This is a genomic window from Lutibacter sp. HS1-25, from assembly GCF_004121075.1.
Taxonomy (GTDB): domain Bacteria; phylum Bacteroidota; class Bacteroidia; order Flavobacteriales; family Flavobacteriaceae; genus Lutibacter.
In genome coordinates, this window is the sequence record NZ_RHLN01000022.1 from 1 (window position 1) to 17,470 (window position 17,470).

Consider the following 17,470-nt stretch of genomic DNA (forward strand, 5'->3'; position numbering starts at 1 on the left):
CTAAGAAATAAAGTATCAATTTTTCATAAAATTAAAGTTTGAGTTAAGTTAATTGTTTAATGCCTGGTGAGTCATAACACCGGGCATTTTGTTTTTAAAAAAGATTTTAACAGGGAGAAAAATTTGTAAAATATTTAGTTAAATAACTTTAATAAAAAATAGCTTAAATACCGTTAAAAAACCTATAAATCTAACACGACATTTTATGTCGTGAATTAACTCAAATAACTGGTTTATCTTTGTAGTGTACTAAGAAATAAAGTATCAATTTTTCATAAAATTAAAGTTTGAGTTAAGTTAATTGTTTAATGCCTGGTGAGTCATAACACCGGGCATTTTGTTTTTAAAAAAGATTTTAACAGGGAGAAAAATTTGTAAAATATTTAGTTAAATAACTTTAATAAAAAATAGCTTAAATACCGTTAAAAAACCTATAAATCTAACACGACATTTTATGTCGTGAATTAACTCAAATAACTGGTTTATCTTTGTAGTGTACTAAGAAATAAAGTATCAATTTTTCATAAAATTAAAGTTTGAGTTAAGTTAATTGTTTAATGCCTGGTGAGTCATAACACCGGGCATTTTGTTTTTAAAAAAGATTTTAACAGGGAGAAAAATTTGTAAAATATTTAGTTAAATAACTTTAATAAAAAATAGCTTAAATACCGTTAAAAAACCTATAAATCTAACACGACATTTTATGTCGTGAATTAACTCAAATAACTGGTTTATCTTTGTAGTGTACTAAGAAATAAAGTATCAATTTTTCATAAAATTAAAGTTTGAGTTAAGTTAATTGTTTAATGCCTGGTGAGTCATAACACCGGGCATTTTGTTTTTAAAAAAGATTTTAACAGGGAGAAAAATTTGTAAAATATTTAGTTAAATAACTTTAATAAAAAATAGCTTAAATACCGTTAAAAAACCTATAAATCTAACACGACATTTTATGTCGTGAATTAACTCAAATAACTGGTTTATCTTTGTAGTGTACTAAGAAATAAAGTATCAATTTTTCATAAAATTAAAGTTTGAGTTAAGTTAATTGTTCAATGCCTGGTGATTCATAACACCGGGCATTTTGTTTTTAAAAAAGATTTTAACAGGTAATAAAATTTGTAAAATATTTAATTAAATAACTTTAATAAAAAATAGCTCAAATATTGTTAAAGAATCTATAAATCAGATACGACAGTACTTGTCGTGTATAAACTGATATTGCTGGTTTATCTTTGTAGTGTACTTAGAGATTAAGTACAAGTTTTCATAAATTAAAGTTTGAGTTAATTGTCTTTGCCCAGTGGTTCATAACGCTGGGCATTTTTTTTTGCATTATTTTATTTTAGTACCCAGTTAGGATTATAAGACAGTTAAAATATAAGTAAAAAATGCGTTAGGGATAGCATCGGCATCCTTTTTTACAATGCAACGCAGTGGAGTTGTAAAAAAGATATAGCGGAAAGCCCGACCTGCAAGGAAACGCCTAAATTAATAAGGTTTTTAAAATATTAATTTTGATAATAAATTTGTATTGACAATTAAATTTTTTACTGAAGCCACCATTTTTCAACAGGAAAATCACTGGTTCCTAAAACAATAGGTTCACCAATTTTTGGTGTTGTAATTTGAACATTTAATTCATTGGCTTTTTTGGTTGCTCTTTTAATTGGATCATCCCAGCTGTGTAGCGCCAATTTAAAGGCTCCCCAGTGTATTGGCATAGTCAAATTGCTTTGCACATCAATACTGGCTTGTATGGTCTCCTCTGGAGTCATGTGTATTTGTGCCCACTGTTCATTGTATTGTCCGCATTCAACCATTGCAAAATCAAAAGGACCATATTTATTTCCAATTTCTTTAAAATGTTTTCCATAACCGCTATCGCCACTAAAAAATAGCTTGTAATTGTTAGATTTTAATACCCACGAAGACCACAAAGTACTGTTTCTATTGGTAAGCCCACGACCTGAAAAATGACGTGCAGGCGTTGAAATAAATTCAATACCCTTGTGATTTATGTTTTCCCACCAATCAAATTCAGTTATTTTGTTGGCTTCAACACCCCAAGAAGTTAAATGTGCTTTGATACCTAACGGCACATAAAATTTTGAAACTTTATCTTTTAATTTTACAATGGAACCATAATCTAAATGGTCATAATGATCGTGAGAAATTAGTACTACATCAATATTTGGTAAAGAATCTATGGTTATTGGCAATTCTTTTTGAAATCTTTTAGAGCCTAAAAAAGGACTAGGTGCTGGAACATTACCCAGCATTGGATCAATAAAAATATTGAGTCCTTCCATTTCAATAAAAGTTGTTGAATGTCCAAACCAAGTAATTCTGGGTTGATTTGGTTTATTTTCAAAATACTTTTTTGTTATTTTTTCAACAGGTAATTTTTTAGAAGGTGTTTTATTGTTATCATCTGTAAAAAATTTCGGAATTGTACTCCATTTAAAACCTGTATTTTGTAAAGTTTTTTCACTGTTTTTAAAAGCTCCGTTTAAAAAATTAGGCGATTTTCTAATTCTTTCTAAACTTTGATCTTTTGCGCCAGCACCAAACTCTGGACTTACATTTACAAAAACCACTCCAACTAGTGTAAAAACACCCACAATTGACAGTACGCTAATCATCATTATTTTTAAAATTTTAAGTATATTTTTAAGCATTTTTAACCTCCTGCATTTTTCTAATTTGTTTCAATATCATTTTTTTAGGACTAAAAGGTATGCCTGCCATCATAATTTTTTGCGACAATGTAAGTCCAGAAATTACATCTATTTTTCCAGCCATCATGCCATTATAACCATCTAAAGCTACCGAATAAGCTGAGGCAGTTTTTTTAAACATTGCTGTTTTTTCCATACCCGAAATGCGTCCAAATTCGGTTTCAGTAGCGCCAGGTAATAAGGCTGTAACAGTTACATTTGTATCGTGTAATTCTTCAGCAATGGCGTTGCTAAATGATGTTACATAGGCTTTTGTTGCAAAATAAACAGCTTGTAAAGGTCCGGGCATTAAACTTGCAGTAGATGATACATTTAGTATTTTTCCGCTATTTTTGTTTACAAAATCAGTTAAAAAAAGACGTGTTAAAATTGTAAGCGCAACAATATTTAGGTTAATCATTGCCAAATCATCTTCCAAAGCTCTCTCGTGAAATTTTCCCAGTCCGCCAAAACCAGCATTATTTATCAAGTAATCTATTTCAATTCCTAAATTTTTTACATTTTCGTATATTTCTTTTGAAGCATTTGGTTGCGATAAATCTTTGGTAATTACAATAACTTCAATTTTATACTGATGTTCTAATTCGTTTTTTAGTTGAAATAATTTTTCTTCATTTCTTGCTACAATAACCAAGTTTTCTCCTTTTGAAGCGTGTATTTTTGCAAATTCTTTACCTATTCCGGTAGATGCTCCAGTAATTAATGCGGTTTTAGTATTCATTGTTTTTTTAGTTTTAGTTTATATTTGATTGATTATTCACTCAAAAAGCAAAATAATTTTTTTAAGGTTTTAAATAATTATAAAAAAGTTCCCAAGCTTTTTCAATAAAAGCCTGATCATTTTTTAATGCTGGATTTAAAGTTAAATGTTTAATTATTGAAGTAATAAGTGCAAACATAGACTGCATTAAAAAGTAAATATCAATATTTGTAATAACTTTATTATCAATATAACCTTGAATTATTTCTCCAAATAAATGGTATTTTGCAATTATTTCAGGATGATTTTTGATGCTTTCAGAATAAATAGAATTATCAGCTTGTAATAAAAACTGAAACTTTATAGGGTTTTCAAGTCCCCAATTCCAAGAATTTGACCAAATTAATCTTATTTTACTAACATCAGATGTTAATTTATCAATGTCTTTTAAAATAACATTGGTATATTCTTTTTTAAGATCTACATACAAATCTGTAATTAAATCATCTTTGGTTTTAAAATAGTGAAATAATATGCCTGCACTTACGCCAGCTTCTTTAGAAATTGCCGAAGTAGGTGTTGCATGAAAACCTCTTTCAACAAATAGTTTTGTTGCAGCGGCTAATAATTGTTCTCTTTTATCCATTTTTAATTGACTAATCAGTCAACAAAAGTAATACTTTTTTTTTAATTCAAAATTAAATTTAAAATAGGAGTAGTTTTAAGCTAAATTGAGCTTGTTTAAATTTTGGGTTATTAAACTAAAAAAATGGAAAAATTACCCTAAAATTATTTTTAATAACGTAACAATACCAGTTATAAAAATTAATATAAGTACCATTGATTTAAATTTTTCTTCAGAAATACGTTCCAATATTTTTTTACCAATATAGGTTCCTAAAATGCTAGCAGCTAACAATGGCAAAATTAAATACAAATCGTGCGGATGAATATATCCATTTAAATAGTAAACACCACTTCTGCTTAAATCAATTCCCAAATCAATAATTGCTGAAGTTGCAATAAAAACTTCCATTTTTAAATTAAATGAAGCCAAAGTGATCCCTCTAATTGCGCCTCCTGTTCCAATTAATCCTGCAACTAAACCTGAAAATGATCCTCCAATAACTGAATTTTTTTTAGTTGGAGTAACTTCTAAATGTTTGAAAAATAAAAAAGTTAAACTGGTTAAAATCAGAAAAATAGCTAACAATATTTCCAAAATATTTGATTGAATAAATTGACTTAAATAAGCACCAATAATTACAAAAATTACAGCTGGAATCCCTATCCAAATAAGTAGTTTTATATCGAATCCTTTTCTAAAAAAGGCAATTTTAGTAATGTTACTTGACACATGAAAAATTGCAGTAATACCCAATACAGAATGAAAATCTAGAAAAAAACTTGCCAATGGAACAAAAAACAAAGAAGATCCAAACCCGCCAATTGTACCCAATATTTCAGCGAGTAATGCCAATAAAATAAATATAATTAGATGGTCTAATAACATTTTAAATTAAACTACATTAAAATTTAATGAATGCAGTTCTTTAAAATTACAATTTTTTTAGGGATTTATAATGAATAATTTTGGCCTTGCCATAAATTGTGTTGCGCTAAGTATTTATCAATTTTTGCGACTATTTCAAAATTTTTCAAACCCCATTTAGGTGCAATTAACAAATCGCTTGGTGTTTCACTAATAAATCTTTCAATAATAATATTTGGTCTAAGATGGGTAATAAATTCTGAAATAAATTCGATGTAATTTTCTACAGTAAATAAATCAAATTTTTCAGGATTTCGATTGTATTGTGCTGCCATTACCGAGTTTTTTACAATTTGTAACTGATGAATTTTTAAGGTATCAATTGGTAATTTAGAGACTTCAACAGCATGTTGTAATAAATCTTGTTTTGATTCGCCAGGCAAGCCTAAAATAATGTGTGCTCCTAAGTGAAACCCTTTGTTTTTACACTTTTCAAAAGTGGTTTTGGTTTCTTCAAAAGTGTGACATCTGTTTACTGAAAGCAGTGTTTTTTCATTGGTACTTTCAACCCCAAATTCTAAAGCAATAAAATATTTTTTTGATAAAAATGAGAGATAATCAATTACTTCATCTGAAATACAATCGGGACGCGTACCAATTACCAAGCCAATAATATTTGGAACATTTAACGCATCCTGATACATTTTTTTAAGCGAATTTATAGCAGCATAAGTGTTTGTATATGCTTGAAAATAAGCTAAATAATGATTGTAATCTTTCTTTTTTGAAAAAAATTGAATACCGTGTTCTAATTGTTCTTTAATGCTTTTTTCGGGTTCACAATAATCTGGATTAAAAGTATTGTTATTGCAATAAGTACAACCGCCATAGCCTTTAGAACCATCTCGGTTTGGACAAGAAAATCCAATGTCGAGGGCTATTTTTTGAACGCGTTCACCAAATTGTAGTTTGATAAATGATGAATAATCTAAATAACGTTTTCCTGAAAATTGCATTTGGCAAAATTAGTTTATAAAATTATTAAAAGATGTTATATTGGGGTATTTTTACACTTAATTATGAAGGATTTTAAACAAATAAAATTGCATTTGCACAAAGCTTGTACGTTTTATGTAAACGAGCGACTTAAAACGGTTACCAACACCATTGAATCTAATCAAAAAGATTTGTTGTCTGAAACCAAAAGTTCGGCTGGCGATAAGCACGAAACAGGTCGCGCTATGTTGCAATTGGAAATGGAAAAAGCAGGTCAGCAATTAGCTACAATTAACGATATGAAATCTGTTTTAAGTAAAATTGTAGTTGAAAATATTTCAGAAAAAGTGTGTTTGGGTAGTTTAATTATAACCAATAAAGCCAATTATTATTTGGCCATAAGTGCAGGTAAATTAACAGTTGATGCTGTAGATTATTTTGCGGTTTCAACCAGTTCACCCATAGGAAAACAGCTGTTAGGTAAAAAAAAGGGCGATATTATTGCTTTTAATAGCGCTGAAATACAGATTGTTATCTGATAAAATTAAATAAGATCAATTAATTGATCTTATTTTTATATATTTGTAAATAGAATCAATAAGTTGACTTTAAATGGCAATTCTTCGAGCATTTTCTAAAGAACAAATATTAAATAAAATTGAATTTGAAAACCCATGGTGGAAATCAAATAAAATTGATGACTATTACGCATCAATGAAGAAACGTCTTTATTTTGACCTCTTTTCACCCTTGGTATATGAAAAACGGGTTAAAAGAGCAGTAGTATTAATGGGACCAAGACGGGTTGGTAAAACAGTTATGCTATTTCATTTAGTACAAGATTTAATAAGTAACGGTATATCTGCTAAAAAAATATGCTATTTTTCAATCGAAAATCCAATTTATAATGGTCTTTCATTGGACGAATTGTTATTGAATTTTTTAGAAGTTACAAATCAGGATTTATCGGAGGAATTGTATATTATATTTGATGAAATACAATATTTAAAGCAATGGGAGGTTCATTTAAAAACATTGGTAGATAGTTATCATAAAATAAAATTTATTGTTTCAGGTTCAGCTGCTGCTGCATTAAAATTAAAAAGTAATGAGTCTGGAGCAGGAAGATTTACTGATTTTATACTTCCACCATTGACCTTTCATGAATATATAGATTTGAAGGATTTATCTCATTTGGTTACTTTAACTAGTAAAGAATGGAATGGGGTTAAGGGTAATTATTTTCAAACTAATAATATTGAAGAATTAAATAGACATTTTATAAACTATATCAATTTTGGTGGTTATCCAGAGCTTTCTTTGTCTGAAGAAATGCAATCTAATCCAGGCAGATATATAAGAAGTGATATTGTTGATAAAGTTCTTTTAAGAGATTTACCAAGTCTTTACGGAATTCAAGATGTTCAAGAATTAAATTCCTTGTTTACAACTATAGCCTATAATTCTGGAAATGAATTTACTTATGAGCAACTTTCAATTAATTCAGGAGTAGCCAAGAATACTATAAAAAAATACATTGAGTATTTAGAAGTAGCTTTTTTAATTAAGGTTATTAATAAAATTGATCAAAATTCTAAAAAATTTAAAAGAGCAACTTCATTTAAAATATATTTAACAAATCCTTCTTTAAGAGGGGCTTTATTTTCTCCTATTGAAATTAATGATGATTTTATTGGTAATATGGTTGAAACTGCTATTTTTTCACAATGGGGACATAACACAAATTTTATTCCATATTATGCTCGTTGGAATGGAGGAGAAGTTGATATTGTAAAATTATCTGTTGAAAAACAAAAACCAATTTGGGCTGTAGAAATAAAATGGAGTAATCGTTATGTAAAGAGTTTGAATAAATTAGCCAATCTTAAATCATTTTGCAAAAAAAATAATTTAGAAACTACATTAGTAACCACATTAGATATTGAAGACATAAAAGAAGACGATGGTCTTACCTATGTTTTTACACCTTCAAGTCTATATTGTTATACTGTTGGAAGAAATGCCGTTGAGAAAAAACTAAATATCCCAATGGCAATTTCTCATTAAAAAAACATTTAATTTTACTTTTGAAGTACCAATTCGTTGATATCAGTATGTTCAAATTCTCGTCCGTAAATATTTAACATAGTTGTTTCTTCGTATTTTAATTTTCCGTTTTCAACTACTAATTTTTGGTTATAACTTTTGGTCAATGCTTTTGCTTTCATAAAAGGAGATTGCACAATACCCCAATCTTTATTTTCAATACCAGCATTTAATTCAAAATTTAAATTGCCATTTTGATAATTTTCAGTGGTTAAAGCTGCACCTGCCAACAAACTCACCGCTCTTGGTATGTTTAATGAATGCATTAGTACATTATTTTCAGCATCCCACATATAATAGCCAGTTTCATCGTGAAACACACCGTCATCCGATTTTCTGCTTACAATACGTCTGTAATGTACCACAGATAAAACTTGTTCTTCTCCGTTGGTTAAATCACCACCTTCAGTAATTGTAATGGTTTCATAATAAGGATTTTCTTCTGTACCATCACTTTCAGGTGCAATGTCCATACCTTTATCACCTTGCCAAACACCAACCAATGCTTTTAAAGGTCCGTAATTTATTTCTGCAATTTCGCTCATAATTTTTTAAAAATTTTATCAAAAATAATATAGAATATGCTATTTGTTTATGATATTTATCAAAGAATGTCGATTTTAACTAATATTTATCAATAAAATGTTGTTGTTTTAAAAATCTAATTACCAGTAAAAAAAACTAATTTTCCAAAGGCAAATTCAATAAATTGGCATATTTAAAAGTATAATTCAGTTTATTTTTTAATTTTTGATTGCTGATAATTTTAACCTCCTTTGTGTCATTTTCATTAAAAACAGGTAATTTTAAGCCAATATCTGAAAATGATTTTTGGTAAAAATCACGTCTTTTTGGATGCGTATCTGTGCAGGCATTAAAAATTTCACCCCAACAATTTTGAAATATAATTTGTTGAATTATTGAAATACAATCGTCTTGATGTATCATATTTACAAAACCTTCCGGATTTGGAATTGTTTTTCCATTTCTAAAAAAATTTCCTGGTTTTCTGTTATAACCAAGCAATCCGGCAAAACGAATTATGGTAGTTTTAAAATTTGTATTCAGTTTAAATAAATTTTCAATTTCAACCAAATCGCAATTTTTTACAGGTGTGTTTTCTGTAATTATTTCTTCTGAAATTTCGTAAACAGACGTTGAACTGATAAAAATAACTTTTTCAATTTCTGATTTTTCAATGTACGAAACCAAGGTTTTAAAGCCTTCTACATTTTTAGATGGAATGTTAACAATCAGAATTTTAGCAGTCAAAAATGCTTCAACTGTAGTTGTTATATTTTCAATATTTAATAAAAATGCTTGTATTTTTTTTGAAGACAAAATGGGTAATTTAACTTCAGAAGTTGTTGAACCTTTAACTAAAAATCCTTTTTCAATTAAAGAACATGCCAATGGTTCACCCAGCCAACCGCAGCCTAAAATACTTATTTGTTGCTTCATATTTTTGAAAAATAATTAGGTTGTTAGGCAGTTAAAACTATTTACTAGATTTTTCAATCATGTTGTTAATTTCCAAATTTTCTTTTGGAATAAAACCCTTCAGCATCAACACCAATCCAAATACCATTAAAACAATGCCCATTCCACGTTTTACTTTGTAAATAACTGCAGGTGTTAATTTCTTTTTTAATTGTTTTGCCAAAACTATTTTTCCTAAATCTGTTATAAAATAGCTTAATAAAACAATTAAAAAGTAGTTGAATATTTTTTGAGAATCCATTTCTAAATTTGGGCCAATAACTACAATCATACCTAGCCAAAATGCCAAAACTCCAACGTTGATAAAGTTGAGTAAAAATCCTTTTAAAAACAGTTTTACATAATTTGTTTTTTCAATAAGTACCAAAGTTTCGTCTTGTACAATGGCTTTCTGACGTTTATCTCTAAACGTTACAAAACCATACACAAGTAAAATAAAGCCACCTAAAAAAAACAATCTTGGGTCGTCTTTGATACTTTCTAACAAGCTTTTACTTCCAAAATAAGCCATTAAAATAAAGGCACAATCGCCTAAAATAACACCTAAATCAAATGCAATAGCGGCTCTGGCTCCTTTTATAATACTGGTTTGAATAAGCATAAAAAAAACAGGGCCAATCATAAAAGATAAGAAAAACCCTACAATTATTGCTTGCTTAAAATCGATAAAAGACATAGTTTGATGTTAGAAACGTGAAAATACTACATTTTTAAACATCATCGAAATTTATAGTTAATTTATCGGTAGTTGGATGCGCTTGGCAGGTTAAAATTAAACCTTCTTCAAGTTCATCTTTAGATAAAATGGCGTTTTTATCCATTACAACACTACCCTCAGTAACACGCGCCAAACAACTACTGCAAATACCACCTTGGCAAGAGTATGGAGCGTCTAAACCTTCGTCTAAAGCTGCTGTTAAAATCATTTGTTTTTTAGACATTTCAAAAGTAGTTTCCTCATCGTCTAAAATCACTGTAATATTGGTGTTTCCGTCTAAATTTTTTGAAGTAATAGCGCCAGAAGTATAGGTTGAAGTAAACAATTCGAAATGAATTTTACTAAGCGGTACATTGTTTTCTTTTAATGTCGAAGTAACAGTATCAATCATAGCTTCGGGTCCACATAAAAAGTAACCGTCAAAATCAATATTTTTAAATTTATTTTTCACAATTAAATTTACAATAGACTTGTCTATTCTGCCTAAAATGGCATCGTCCATAATTTTTTTGCTAAAAACATATTGAATAAAAAATCGGTCTGAATATCTAATTTTTAAGGCATCAATATCTGTCATAAACATAGTATCTTCAGCCGTTTTATTACCGTAAACCAGTACAAATGTACTATGAGTTTCTTTTAACAAAACCGATTTAATCATAGATAAAACAGGTGTAATTCCGCTACCAGCTGCAAAAGCAACATAATTTTTTTGATGAGAAGTGGCAGTTTGTAAAATAAATTTACCTTCAGGAGGAGAAACTTCTAAAACGTCTCCAACCTTTAATTTTTTAGTTGCATAGTTAGAAAAAACACCATTTTCAACTTCTTTTATTGCAATGCGAAACTCGTGGTTTTGAGGCGAAGAACAAATAGAATAAGATCTTCTTAATTCTTTTCCGTCTATGGTAATTCTTATTGTTATGTATTGTCCAGCAATAAAATTGAATTCATCCTTAAATTCCGCAGGAATATCTAAAACAATAGAAACAGATTTTGACGTTTCATGTTTTATTTCATTAACAGTCAATTTTTTGAATCTTGGCATATAGAATTTTTTTATTTAGTACAAAAGTAAATAAATCAAATACAATTTTTATTAAAAAAATATACATAAAATAATTATGCATAAGAAAATTATGTATAAATTTGAATAATTGATTGTGAGCATTGTAAAATAAATGTTTCAACAATTTAATAATTACTAACATGGGAAATCAAAAATTATATAAAGGCTCTTTACAAACCATCATATTAAAATTATTGGAAGAAAAAGACAAAATGTACGGCTATGAAATTACCCAAAAAGTAAAAGAAATAACCAAAGGCGAATTAAATATTACCGAAGGTGCTTTGTACCCTGCACTTCATAAATTAGAAGCAGAAGGTTTATTGGATGTTGAAGTTGCAATGGTTGATAATCGTTTGCGAAAATATTACAAACTAACAGAAACCGGCACTAAAGAAACCGTAAACAGGTTGGCAGAACTCGAAGAATTTATAAAAACCATGCAAAGCATTGTAAACCCAAAATTAGCGTAACACTCATTTTAAAATTGCTATAAAAATGAAACTTAACAAACAACAAATACAGAAAATTGAAGATTATTTAAACGATAAAAAAATTGATTATTTAGATATCCGTTTTGAAGTATTAGATCATATATTGACAGATATTGAAAATTTAATGGATGAAGTTTCTTTTGATGAGGCTTTTGAAAAAGTAAAATTGAAGTGGAACGAAAATCTATCGCCTACATTTTCATTTTTATTATGTCCTATTTATTTTCGCCCATCAATTTTTATTGATAGATGTAAAAAAATTTACAAGCCACATTATAAAAATGGAAATCGTTTGATGATTTTATATGTTGTTATTTTTGCTTTGCTAAAAAAATTCGTATTTAATAATTCAGACATGGTAGTTGAAAGTTTAAATTATTTTATAGTTGCTACATCTTTTGTTTATGTATGTATTATTAGTTATTGGTACTTTTTAATCAAAAAAACAAAACAAAAAACAACGTTTAGTTTTTTGTTTAATACTCAAGTATCACCTACTATTTTAGTTTTAATTTTAGTGGTTACGAATATAATAAACGAATCATTTTTAGAATTTGGAACATTTTACGCTATTTTCCTTTTTATGTTATTTATGACTTTTTATCAAGGTTTTAATTTTTATAAGAATCATATTGTAACTATAGAAAAATACCAATTACAATGAAACTAACTCCCGAACAAATACAACAAATAGATGATTACATTGTTGCTTGTGATAAAAATGGTATGATGTTAAAATGGAATTGGCAGATTATTTTACAACAAGTTTAGAAAGTAAAAGAGGAATAAACTTCTAAAAAATCAATACCCAGAATATAAATTGGTTTAATTTTACTTGTAACATTTTATAAAAATTGCAACCTATAAAAAAACAACTTTCAAATGATTAAAAATTTTTTAAATTTTGAATGGAAACAATTTTCCCGTTCATCCTATTTTCAAAAAGGAATTGGTATTAAAATTCTGTTGGCCTTAGCAGTATTATATTTTGGAGGAATTGCTTTATTAGTGGGGGCTGGTTTGTTTTTTATTCTTAAAAAAGCAATACCCGAAACCGATCCTATAATTTTAGTAAACAACTTTTTAATTTTCTGGTTTATTTTTGATTTGGTGCTGCGTTTTTTTATGCAACAACTTCCAGTTATGAACGTAAAACCTTTAATGATTGTTCCTGTAAAACGCAGTACAATTATTAATTATTTACTTGGAAAAACGGCATTGTCGTTTTTTAATTTTTTACCCTTATTTATTTTTGTTCCTTTTAGCATTGTATTGCTAGTGCAAGGTTACCCAGTTTTAAATGTGGTTTGTTGGTTTTTTGCCTTGTTGTTTTTAGTACTTTCCAATAATTTCATCAATTTTTTAATCAATAAAAGCAACACCTATTTTTATGTATTAATTTCTGTATTGGCGATTTTTATTGGCTTAGAATTTTTTAATATTTATAAAGTATCAGCACCCATTGGAGTTGCTTTTAACACCTTGTATAACAATCCTATTTTAAGTATCATTCCGCTAGTTTTAATGGTTGCGTTGTATGCAGTTAATTTCAATTTTATTAAAAAGGAATTTTATTTAGACGATGCTGTTTCAAAAAAAATAAAAGAAGTAAACGCAACAGATTTATCTTGGATGGATCGTTTTGGAAGTGTGGCTGTTTTTTTGAAAAACGATGTAAAACTTATTTACCGCAACGCAAGACCACGACAAGTAATGATGATGTCTTTTTTGTTTTTATTTTACGGACTCATATTTTACACTCAAGAAACGTATAAAAATATGCCTGCCTTTTTAGCCTTTGCTTCCATATTTGTAACAGGCGGATTTTTATTAACATTTGGTCAATTGGTACCTTCGTGGGATAGCGAATATTATAAAATGTTAATGAGTCAAAACATTCCATATAAAAAATATTTAGAATCTAAATGGTATTTAATGGTGGTTGCCGTTGCAGTTTCATTTGTATTAAGTACACCTTACATTTATTTTGGATGGAAAATTTACGGAATGATTGCCGCTGGAGCCTTGTTTAATATTGGGTTAAACTCATTTATTACCTTATTTGGTGGTGCTTTAAACAGAGTGCCAATTGAGTTAAATGTAAAAGCAAAAGCTTTTAGCAATACCAACGGATTTAATCCAACTCAAATGTTAATTGCTTTGCCTAAAATGGTGTTGCCAATGTTGTTGTTTTATGTGCCTTATAAATTTATAAGCTTTGAAGCAGGATTGATAATTTTAGGGTTAAGCGGTGTTTTAGGAATTGTATTTAAAGGTTTCTTTTTAAACAAAATAGAACAACTTTATCAAAAAGGAAAATACAAAACATTAGCAGCATATAACGAAAAATAAGAAATGACTTTACAACTTTAGACTTTACAACTTTAAGACTTATACAACAATGATACAAGTAACAGAACTTTCAAAAAAATATGGCGGTGTTACCGTTTTAGATATAGCAGCTTTAGAAATTCCGAAAGGACAAGCTTTTGGTTTGGTAGGAAATAACGGAGCCGGAAAAACTACTTTTTTTAACTTATTACTCGATTTAATAAAATCTTCAACAGGACAAATTTTAAACAACCAGATTCAGGTAAATACCAGTGAACAATGGAAACCTTTTACAGCAGCTTTTATTGATGAAAGTTTTTTAATTGGCTACTTAACTGCGGAAGAATATTTTTACTTTATTGGAGAATTACGTGGTCTTAAAAAATCAGATATCGATGCTTTTTTAGTTCAGTTTGAAGAAATTTTTAATGATGAAATTATTGGTAAAAAGAAATATTTAAGAGATTTATCAAAAGGAAATCAGAAAAAAGTTGGCATTATTGCCACATTAATTGGCAGCCCTGAAGTTATTATTTTAGACGAGCCTTTTGCAAACCTAGATCCAACAACACAAATTAGGTTAAAAAAAATGTTGAAAGAGTTGACTGTAAGCACAAATACAACATTGTTAATTTCGAGCCATGATTTAGGTCATGTAACAGAAGTTTGCGAGCGTATTGTAGTTTTAAACAAAGGTGAAGTAGTAAAAGATATAAAAACTTCAGAAGAAACCTTAAAAGAGCTAGAATTGTTTTTTACGGTATAATTATTTCAAAAACGTACTATATTTGTACTGTAAAATATAAAAAAATAAACAACTACAATTAACCCTATGAAACAATTATCATTTATCATGTTAATTGCTATTTTAGCAATTTCTTGTAAAGAAAAAAAATCACAAAATACTGAAGAAACACATTCAGAACATCAAGAAAAACATTGGACTTATGAAGGTGAAACAGGTCCTGAACATTGGGATGAAATAGAAGCAAATTCAGATTGTAATGGAATGCATCAATCACCTATAAATATTATTGAAATTGATGCTAAAATTGATGCAGAATTGCAACCGTTAGACATTCATTATTCAGACAAAGTTAAAATACATGAAGTTACCAATAATGGGCATTCTATACAGTACAATTTTGAAGAAGGTGATTTTATCAATTTAAATAATGAACAGTACGATTTAAAGCAAATTCATTTTCATGAAGGATCTGAACATACTTTAGACGGCGTAAGATATCCTTTAGAAATACATTTGGTACATTTAAATAAGGATAAAGAAATTGCGGTGTTATCTATTTTAGTTAAAGAAGGTGAAAATAGCGAACCTTTTACTTTCTTAGAACAATATTTACCTGTAAAAGCTGGTGAAACCAAAGAAATAAACGAATATTTCGACATCAATTTAAATCTTCCTTCAAACAAAAGTTACTTTGCTTATAGCGGTTCTTTAACCACACCTCCTTGTACAGAAAATGTAAGTTGGTTTGTATTTAAAAACCCAATAACGGTATCTTTAGAGCAAGTTAAAATATTACAAGCGTTGATGCCTATAAATAATTATAGAACAGAACAACCTATTAATGACAGGGTAATAAGCTTGTATTCAGCTAATTAAAATTTTAATTATTTTATACTAACACAAAAAAAGGCCTTGTTAAGGTCTTTTTTTGTTAGATTACATGTGGTATTTTTTTAATTAATATTTTTGAAAAACAATACATTTTTAACTTAAATTTTTGTTCAAAGTACCAATCATCAATCTTTTAATTTCGTTGATATTATTATTTGCAAAGCCTAACTATACTCAATAGTTTTTTATATTTTAGCCATTAATAAATTAATGTATTTTTTAAGATTATGGCAGAAGACAAAGAAAAATCAGCAAAATTAAAAGCCTTACAGCTTACTTTAGATAAATTAGATAAAGCCTACGGAAAAGGAACTGTAATGAAAATGGGTGATGTTGCTATATCAGATATTGAGGCAATTTCAACAGGATCATTAGGATTAGATTTGGCCTTAGGTGTTGGTGGATATCCTCGCGGAAGAGTTATTGAAATTTATGGTCCAGAATCATCAGGTAAAACAACCTTAACATTGCATGCCATTGCTGAAGCTCAAAAAGCAGGTGGAATTGCCGCTTTTATTGATGCAGAACACGCATTTGACCGTTTTTATGCAGCCAGTTTGGGTGTTGATATTGATAATTTAATTATTTCTCAACCAGATTATGGTGAACAAGCCTTAGAAATTGCTGACAATTTAATAAGCTCTGGAGCTATTGATATTGTGGTGGTTGATTCTGTTGCTGCATTAACTCCTAAAAGTGAAATTGAAGGAGAAATGGGAGATTCTAAAATGGGATTACACGCACGTTTAATGTCACAAGCACTAAGAAAATTAACAGGTACCATTCATAAAACAAACTGTACAGTTATATTTATCAACCAGTTGCGTGATAAAATTGGTGTAATGTTTGGTAGCCCTGAAACTACAACGGGTGGTAATGCTTTAAAATTTTACGCATCGGTTCGTTTAGATATTCGTAGAAAAGCTCAAATTAAAGATGGTGAAAAAGTAATTGGAAACAGTACAAAAGTAAAAGTGGTAAAAAATAAAGTGGCTCCACCTTTTGCGGTTGCTGAATTTGATATTATGTATGGTAAAGGTATTTCTAAAACAGGTGAAATATTAGATTTAGGTGTTGAATTTGGAATTGTGAAAAAAAGCGGTTCTTGGTTTAGTTATGGCGAAACCAAATTAGGTCAAGGTCGTGATGCTGTTAAAGCATTAATTCAAGACAATCCAGAATTAGCCGAAGAATTAGAAGTTAAAATTAAAGAAGCTATCAATAGTCAAGAAGCTTAAATAATGATTATTAAATATCAATCTTTTATTAATTTAAACCTATTAATTGTTAAGTACGAAGGCGTTTTTTGTATTGACAAATATAAGGCACAGGTTATTGATATGGTTCAGAAACCTGAGTGGGAATTTATTGATAAAGTGTTGGTAGATTTAAGGTTTTGTAAAATTGATTTGCAAATGGAAGATTTATCAAAACTTGTTGAAATTAAACAGCAAATAATTAAAAAGAAACATAAATCTGTGCAACTTGTTGATGAACCTATGAATACTGCGTTTGTACACATTTTACAAACAGAATTTAAAACTAATAAATCTATAGATATTGATTATTGTTGTACAGTTAAAAGGGCAATTGAAATACTAGAATTAAAATCTAATACTACTGAAATTAATAACATGCTTAATAATTTAGAAAATACATTTTAGTAGCTAAAATTAAAATTATA

At 28.5% G+C, this 17,470-nt stretch carries 18 protein-coding genes; 9 read left to right on the top strand and 9 right to left on the bottom strand.

Annotated elements, in window-relative coordinates:
• Nucleotides 1-1,550: 1,550 nt before the first annotated feature.
• The 5 genes from EC396_RS09250 to EC396_RS09270 all read right to left on the bottom strand — a co-directional run bounded on the left by EC396_RS09250 (nucleotide 1,551) and on the right by EC396_RS09270 (nucleotide 5,949).
• Nucleotides 1,551-2,681, bottom strand: coding sequence for an MBL fold metallo-hydrolase (locus tag EC396_RS09250; RefSeq protein ID WP_164975234.1), 1,131 nt, complete (start codon nucleotides 2,679-2,681; stop codon nucleotides 1,551-1,553).
• Entirely contained in the window at nucleotides 2,674-3,462 is a 789-nt protein-coding gene (locus tag EC396_RS09255; RefSeq protein WP_129366423.1) for an SDR family oxidoreductase, read from the bottom strand. The genes EC396_RS09250 and EC396_RS09255 overlap by 8 nt, the downstream gene beginning before the upstream one ends.
• Nucleotides 3,463-3,523: 61 nt before the next feature.
• Complete coding sequence (locus EC396_RS09260) at nucleotides 3,524-4,087, bottom strand: TetR/AcrR family transcriptional regulator (protein WP_129366424.1); 564 nt, start codon at nucleotides 4,085-4,087, stop codon at nucleotides 3,524-3,526.
• Nucleotides 4,088-4,219: 132 nt separating this feature from the next.
• Nucleotides 4,220-4,954 (bottom strand): sulfite exporter TauE/SafE family protein, encoded by a 735-nt coding sequence (locus EC396_RS09265; RefSeq protein ID WP_129366425.1) that lies wholly within the window; start codon nucleotides 4,952-4,954, stop codon nucleotides 4,220-4,222.
• A 65-nt stretch (nucleotides 4,955-5,019) separates the two neighbouring features.
• Nucleotides 5,020-5,949 carry a TIGR01212 family radical SAM protein gene (locus EC396_RS09270; protein ID WP_129366426.1) on the bottom strand — a complete coding sequence of 310 codons (930 nt, stop codon included), beginning with the start codon at nucleotides 5,947-5,949 and terminating at the stop codon, nucleotides 5,020-5,022.
• 63 nt (nucleotides 5,950-6,012) lie between these two features.
• On the opposite strand from EC396_RS09270, the gene EC396_RS09275 reads away from it, so the two are divergent.
• Entirely contained in the window at nucleotides 6,013-6,468 is a 456-nt protein-coding gene (locus EC396_RS09275; RefSeq protein WP_129366427.1) for a 3-oxoacyl-ACP synthase, read from the top strand.
• A 73-nt stretch (nucleotides 6,469-6,541) separates the two neighbouring features.
• A complete protein-coding gene (locus EC396_RS09280) occupies nucleotides 6,542-7,996 on the top strand; it encodes an ATP-binding protein (protein ID WP_129366428.1) in 1,455 nt (484 codons plus the stop codon).
• Between the two features lie 14 nt (nucleotides 7,997-8,010).
• Here EC396_RS09280 and EC396_RS09285 read toward each other — a convergent pair whose 3' ends face one another.
• From EC396_RS09285 to EC396_RS09300, 4 genes are all read right to left on the bottom strand, one after another.
• Nucleotides 8,011-8,580: a heme-binding beta-barrel domain-containing protein gene (locus tag EC396_RS09285; protein WP_129366429.1), complete on the bottom strand. Its 570-nt coding sequence runs from the start codon at nucleotides 8,578-8,580 to the stop codon at nucleotides 8,011-8,013.
• A gap of 136 nt (nucleotides 8,581-8,716) precedes the next feature.
• Nucleotides 8,717-9,496, bottom strand: a complete 780-nt coding sequence (locus tag EC396_RS09290) for a dTDP-glucose 4,6-dehydratase (RefSeq protein WP_129366430.1) — start codon at nucleotides 9,494-9,496, stop codon at nucleotides 8,717-8,719.
• 37 nt (nucleotides 9,497-9,533) lie between these two features.
• Nucleotides 9,534-10,211, bottom strand: coding sequence for a LysE family translocator (locus tag EC396_RS09295; protein WP_129366431.1), 678 nt, complete (start codon nucleotides 10,209-10,211; stop codon nucleotides 9,534-9,536).
• Between the two features lie 34 nt (nucleotides 10,212-10,245).
• The gene (locus EC396_RS09300) at nucleotides 10,246-11,301 is read right to left on the bottom strand and encodes a ferredoxin--NADP reductase (protein WP_129366432.1); all 1,056 of its coding nucleotides are present in this window, start codon (nucleotides 11,299-11,301) and stop codon (nucleotides 10,246-10,248) included.
• A gap of 161 nt (nucleotides 11,302-11,462) precedes the next feature.
• On the opposite strand from EC396_RS09300, the gene EC396_RS09305 reads away from it, so the two are divergent.
• From EC396_RS09305 to EC396_RS09335, 7 genes are all read left to right on the top strand, one after another.
• Entirely contained in the window at nucleotides 11,463-11,795 is a 333-nt protein-coding gene (locus EC396_RS09305; protein WP_129366433.1) for a PadR family transcriptional regulator, read from the top strand.
• Nucleotides 11,796-11,820: 25 nt separating this feature from the next.
• Nucleotides 11,821-12,480, top strand: coding sequence for a hypothetical protein (locus EC396_RS09310; RefSeq protein WP_129366434.1), 660 nt, complete (start codon nucleotides 11,821-11,823; stop codon nucleotides 12,478-12,480).
• A gap of 218 nt (nucleotides 12,481-12,698) precedes the next feature.
• Complete coding sequence (locus EC396_RS09315; protein ID WP_129366435.1) at nucleotides 12,699-14,168, top strand: DUF5687 family protein; 1,470 nt, start codon at nucleotides 12,699-12,701, stop codon at nucleotides 14,166-14,168.
• 49 nt (nucleotides 14,169-14,217) lie between these two features.
• Nucleotides 14,218-14,913, top strand: a complete 696-nt coding sequence (locus EC396_RS09320) for an ABC transporter ATP-binding protein (protein ID WP_129366436.1) — start codon at nucleotides 14,218-14,220, stop codon at nucleotides 14,911-14,913.
• 66 nt (nucleotides 14,914-14,979) lie between these two features.
• Nucleotides 14,980-15,771 (top strand): carbonic anhydrase, encoded by a 792-nt coding sequence (locus EC396_RS09325; protein WP_129366437.1) that lies wholly within the window; start codon nucleotides 14,980-14,982, stop codon nucleotides 15,769-15,771.
• A 242-nt stretch (nucleotides 15,772-16,013) separates the two neighbouring features.
• Nucleotides 16,014-17,024 (top strand): recombinase RecA, encoded by a 1,011-nt coding sequence (gene recA / locus EC396_RS09330; RefSeq protein ID WP_129366438.1) that lies wholly within the window; start codon nucleotides 16,014-16,016, stop codon nucleotides 17,022-17,024.
• 3 nt (nucleotides 17,025-17,027) lie between these two features.
• Complete coding sequence (locus EC396_RS09335) at nucleotides 17,028-17,450, top strand: hypothetical protein (protein WP_129366439.1); 423 nt, start codon at nucleotides 17,028-17,030, stop codon at nucleotides 17,448-17,450.
• The last annotated feature ends 20 nt before the right edge of the window (nucleotides 17,451-17,470 follow it).

Excerpts from the sequence above, each read along its gene's own strand:
- EC396_RS09250 (WP_164975234.1), bottom strand. The coding sequence starts at position 2,681 with ATGCTTAAAAATATACTTAAAATTTTAAAAATAATGATGATTAGCGTA.
- EC396_RS09255 (WP_129366423.1), bottom strand. The coding sequence starts at position 3,462 with ATGAATACTAAAACCGCATTAATTACTGGAGCATCTACCGGAATAGGT.
- EC396_RS09260 (WP_129366424.1), bottom strand. The coding sequence starts at position 4,087 with ATGGATAAAAGAGAACAATTATTAGCCGCTGCAACAAAACTATTTGTT.
- EC396_RS09265 (WP_129366425.1), bottom strand. The coding sequence starts at position 4,954 with ATGTTATTAGACCATCTAATTATATTTATTTTATTGGCATTACTCGCT.
- EC396_RS09270 (WP_129366426.1), bottom strand. The coding sequence starts at position 5,949 with ATGCAATTTTCAGGAAAACGTTATTTAGATTATTCATCATTTATCAAA.
- EC396_RS09275 (WP_129366427.1), top strand. The coding sequence starts at position 6,013 with ATGAAGGATTTTAAACAAATAAAATTGCATTTGCACAAAGCTTGTACG.
- EC396_RS09280 (WP_129366428.1), top strand. The coding sequence starts at position 6,542 with ATGGCAATTCTTCGAGCATTTTCTAAAGAACAAATATTAAATAAAATT.
- EC396_RS09285 (WP_129366429.1), bottom strand. The coding sequence starts at position 8,580 with ATGAGCGAAATTGCAGAAATAAATTACGGACCTTTAAAAGCATTGGTT.
- EC396_RS09290 (WP_129366430.1), bottom strand. The coding sequence starts at position 9,496 with ATGAAGCAACAAATAAGTATTTTAGGCTGCGGTTGGCTGGGTGAACCA.
- EC396_RS09295 (WP_129366431.1), bottom strand. The coding sequence starts at position 10,211 with ATGTCTTTTATCGATTTTAAGCAAGCAATAATTGTAGGGTTTTTCTTA.
- EC396_RS09300 (WP_129366432.1), bottom strand. The coding sequence starts at position 11,301 with ATGCCAAGATTCAAAAAATTGACTGTTAATGAAATAAAACATGAAACG.
- EC396_RS09305 (WP_129366433.1), top strand. The coding sequence starts at position 11,463 with ATGGGAAATCAAAAATTATATAAAGGCTCTTTACAAACCATCATATTA.
- EC396_RS09310 (WP_129366434.1), top strand. The coding sequence starts at position 11,821 with ATGAAACTTAACAAACAACAAATACAGAAAATTGAAGATTATTTAAAC.
- EC396_RS09315 (WP_129366435.1), top strand. The coding sequence starts at position 12,699 with ATGATTAAAAATTTTTTAAATTTTGAATGGAAACAATTTTCCCGTTCA.
- EC396_RS09320 (WP_129366436.1), top strand. The coding sequence starts at position 14,218 with ATGATACAAGTAACAGAACTTTCAAAAAAATATGGCGGTGTTACCGTT.
- EC396_RS09325 (WP_129366437.1), top strand. The coding sequence starts at position 14,980 with ATGAAACAATTATCATTTATCATGTTAATTGCTATTTTAGCAATTTCT.
- recA (WP_129366438.1), top strand. The coding sequence starts at position 16,014 with ATGGCAGAAGACAAAGAAAAATCAGCAAAATTAAAAGCCTTACAGCTT.
- EC396_RS09335 (WP_129366439.1), top strand. The coding sequence starts at position 17,028 with ATGATTATTAAATATCAATCTTTTATTAATTTAAACCTATTAATTGTT.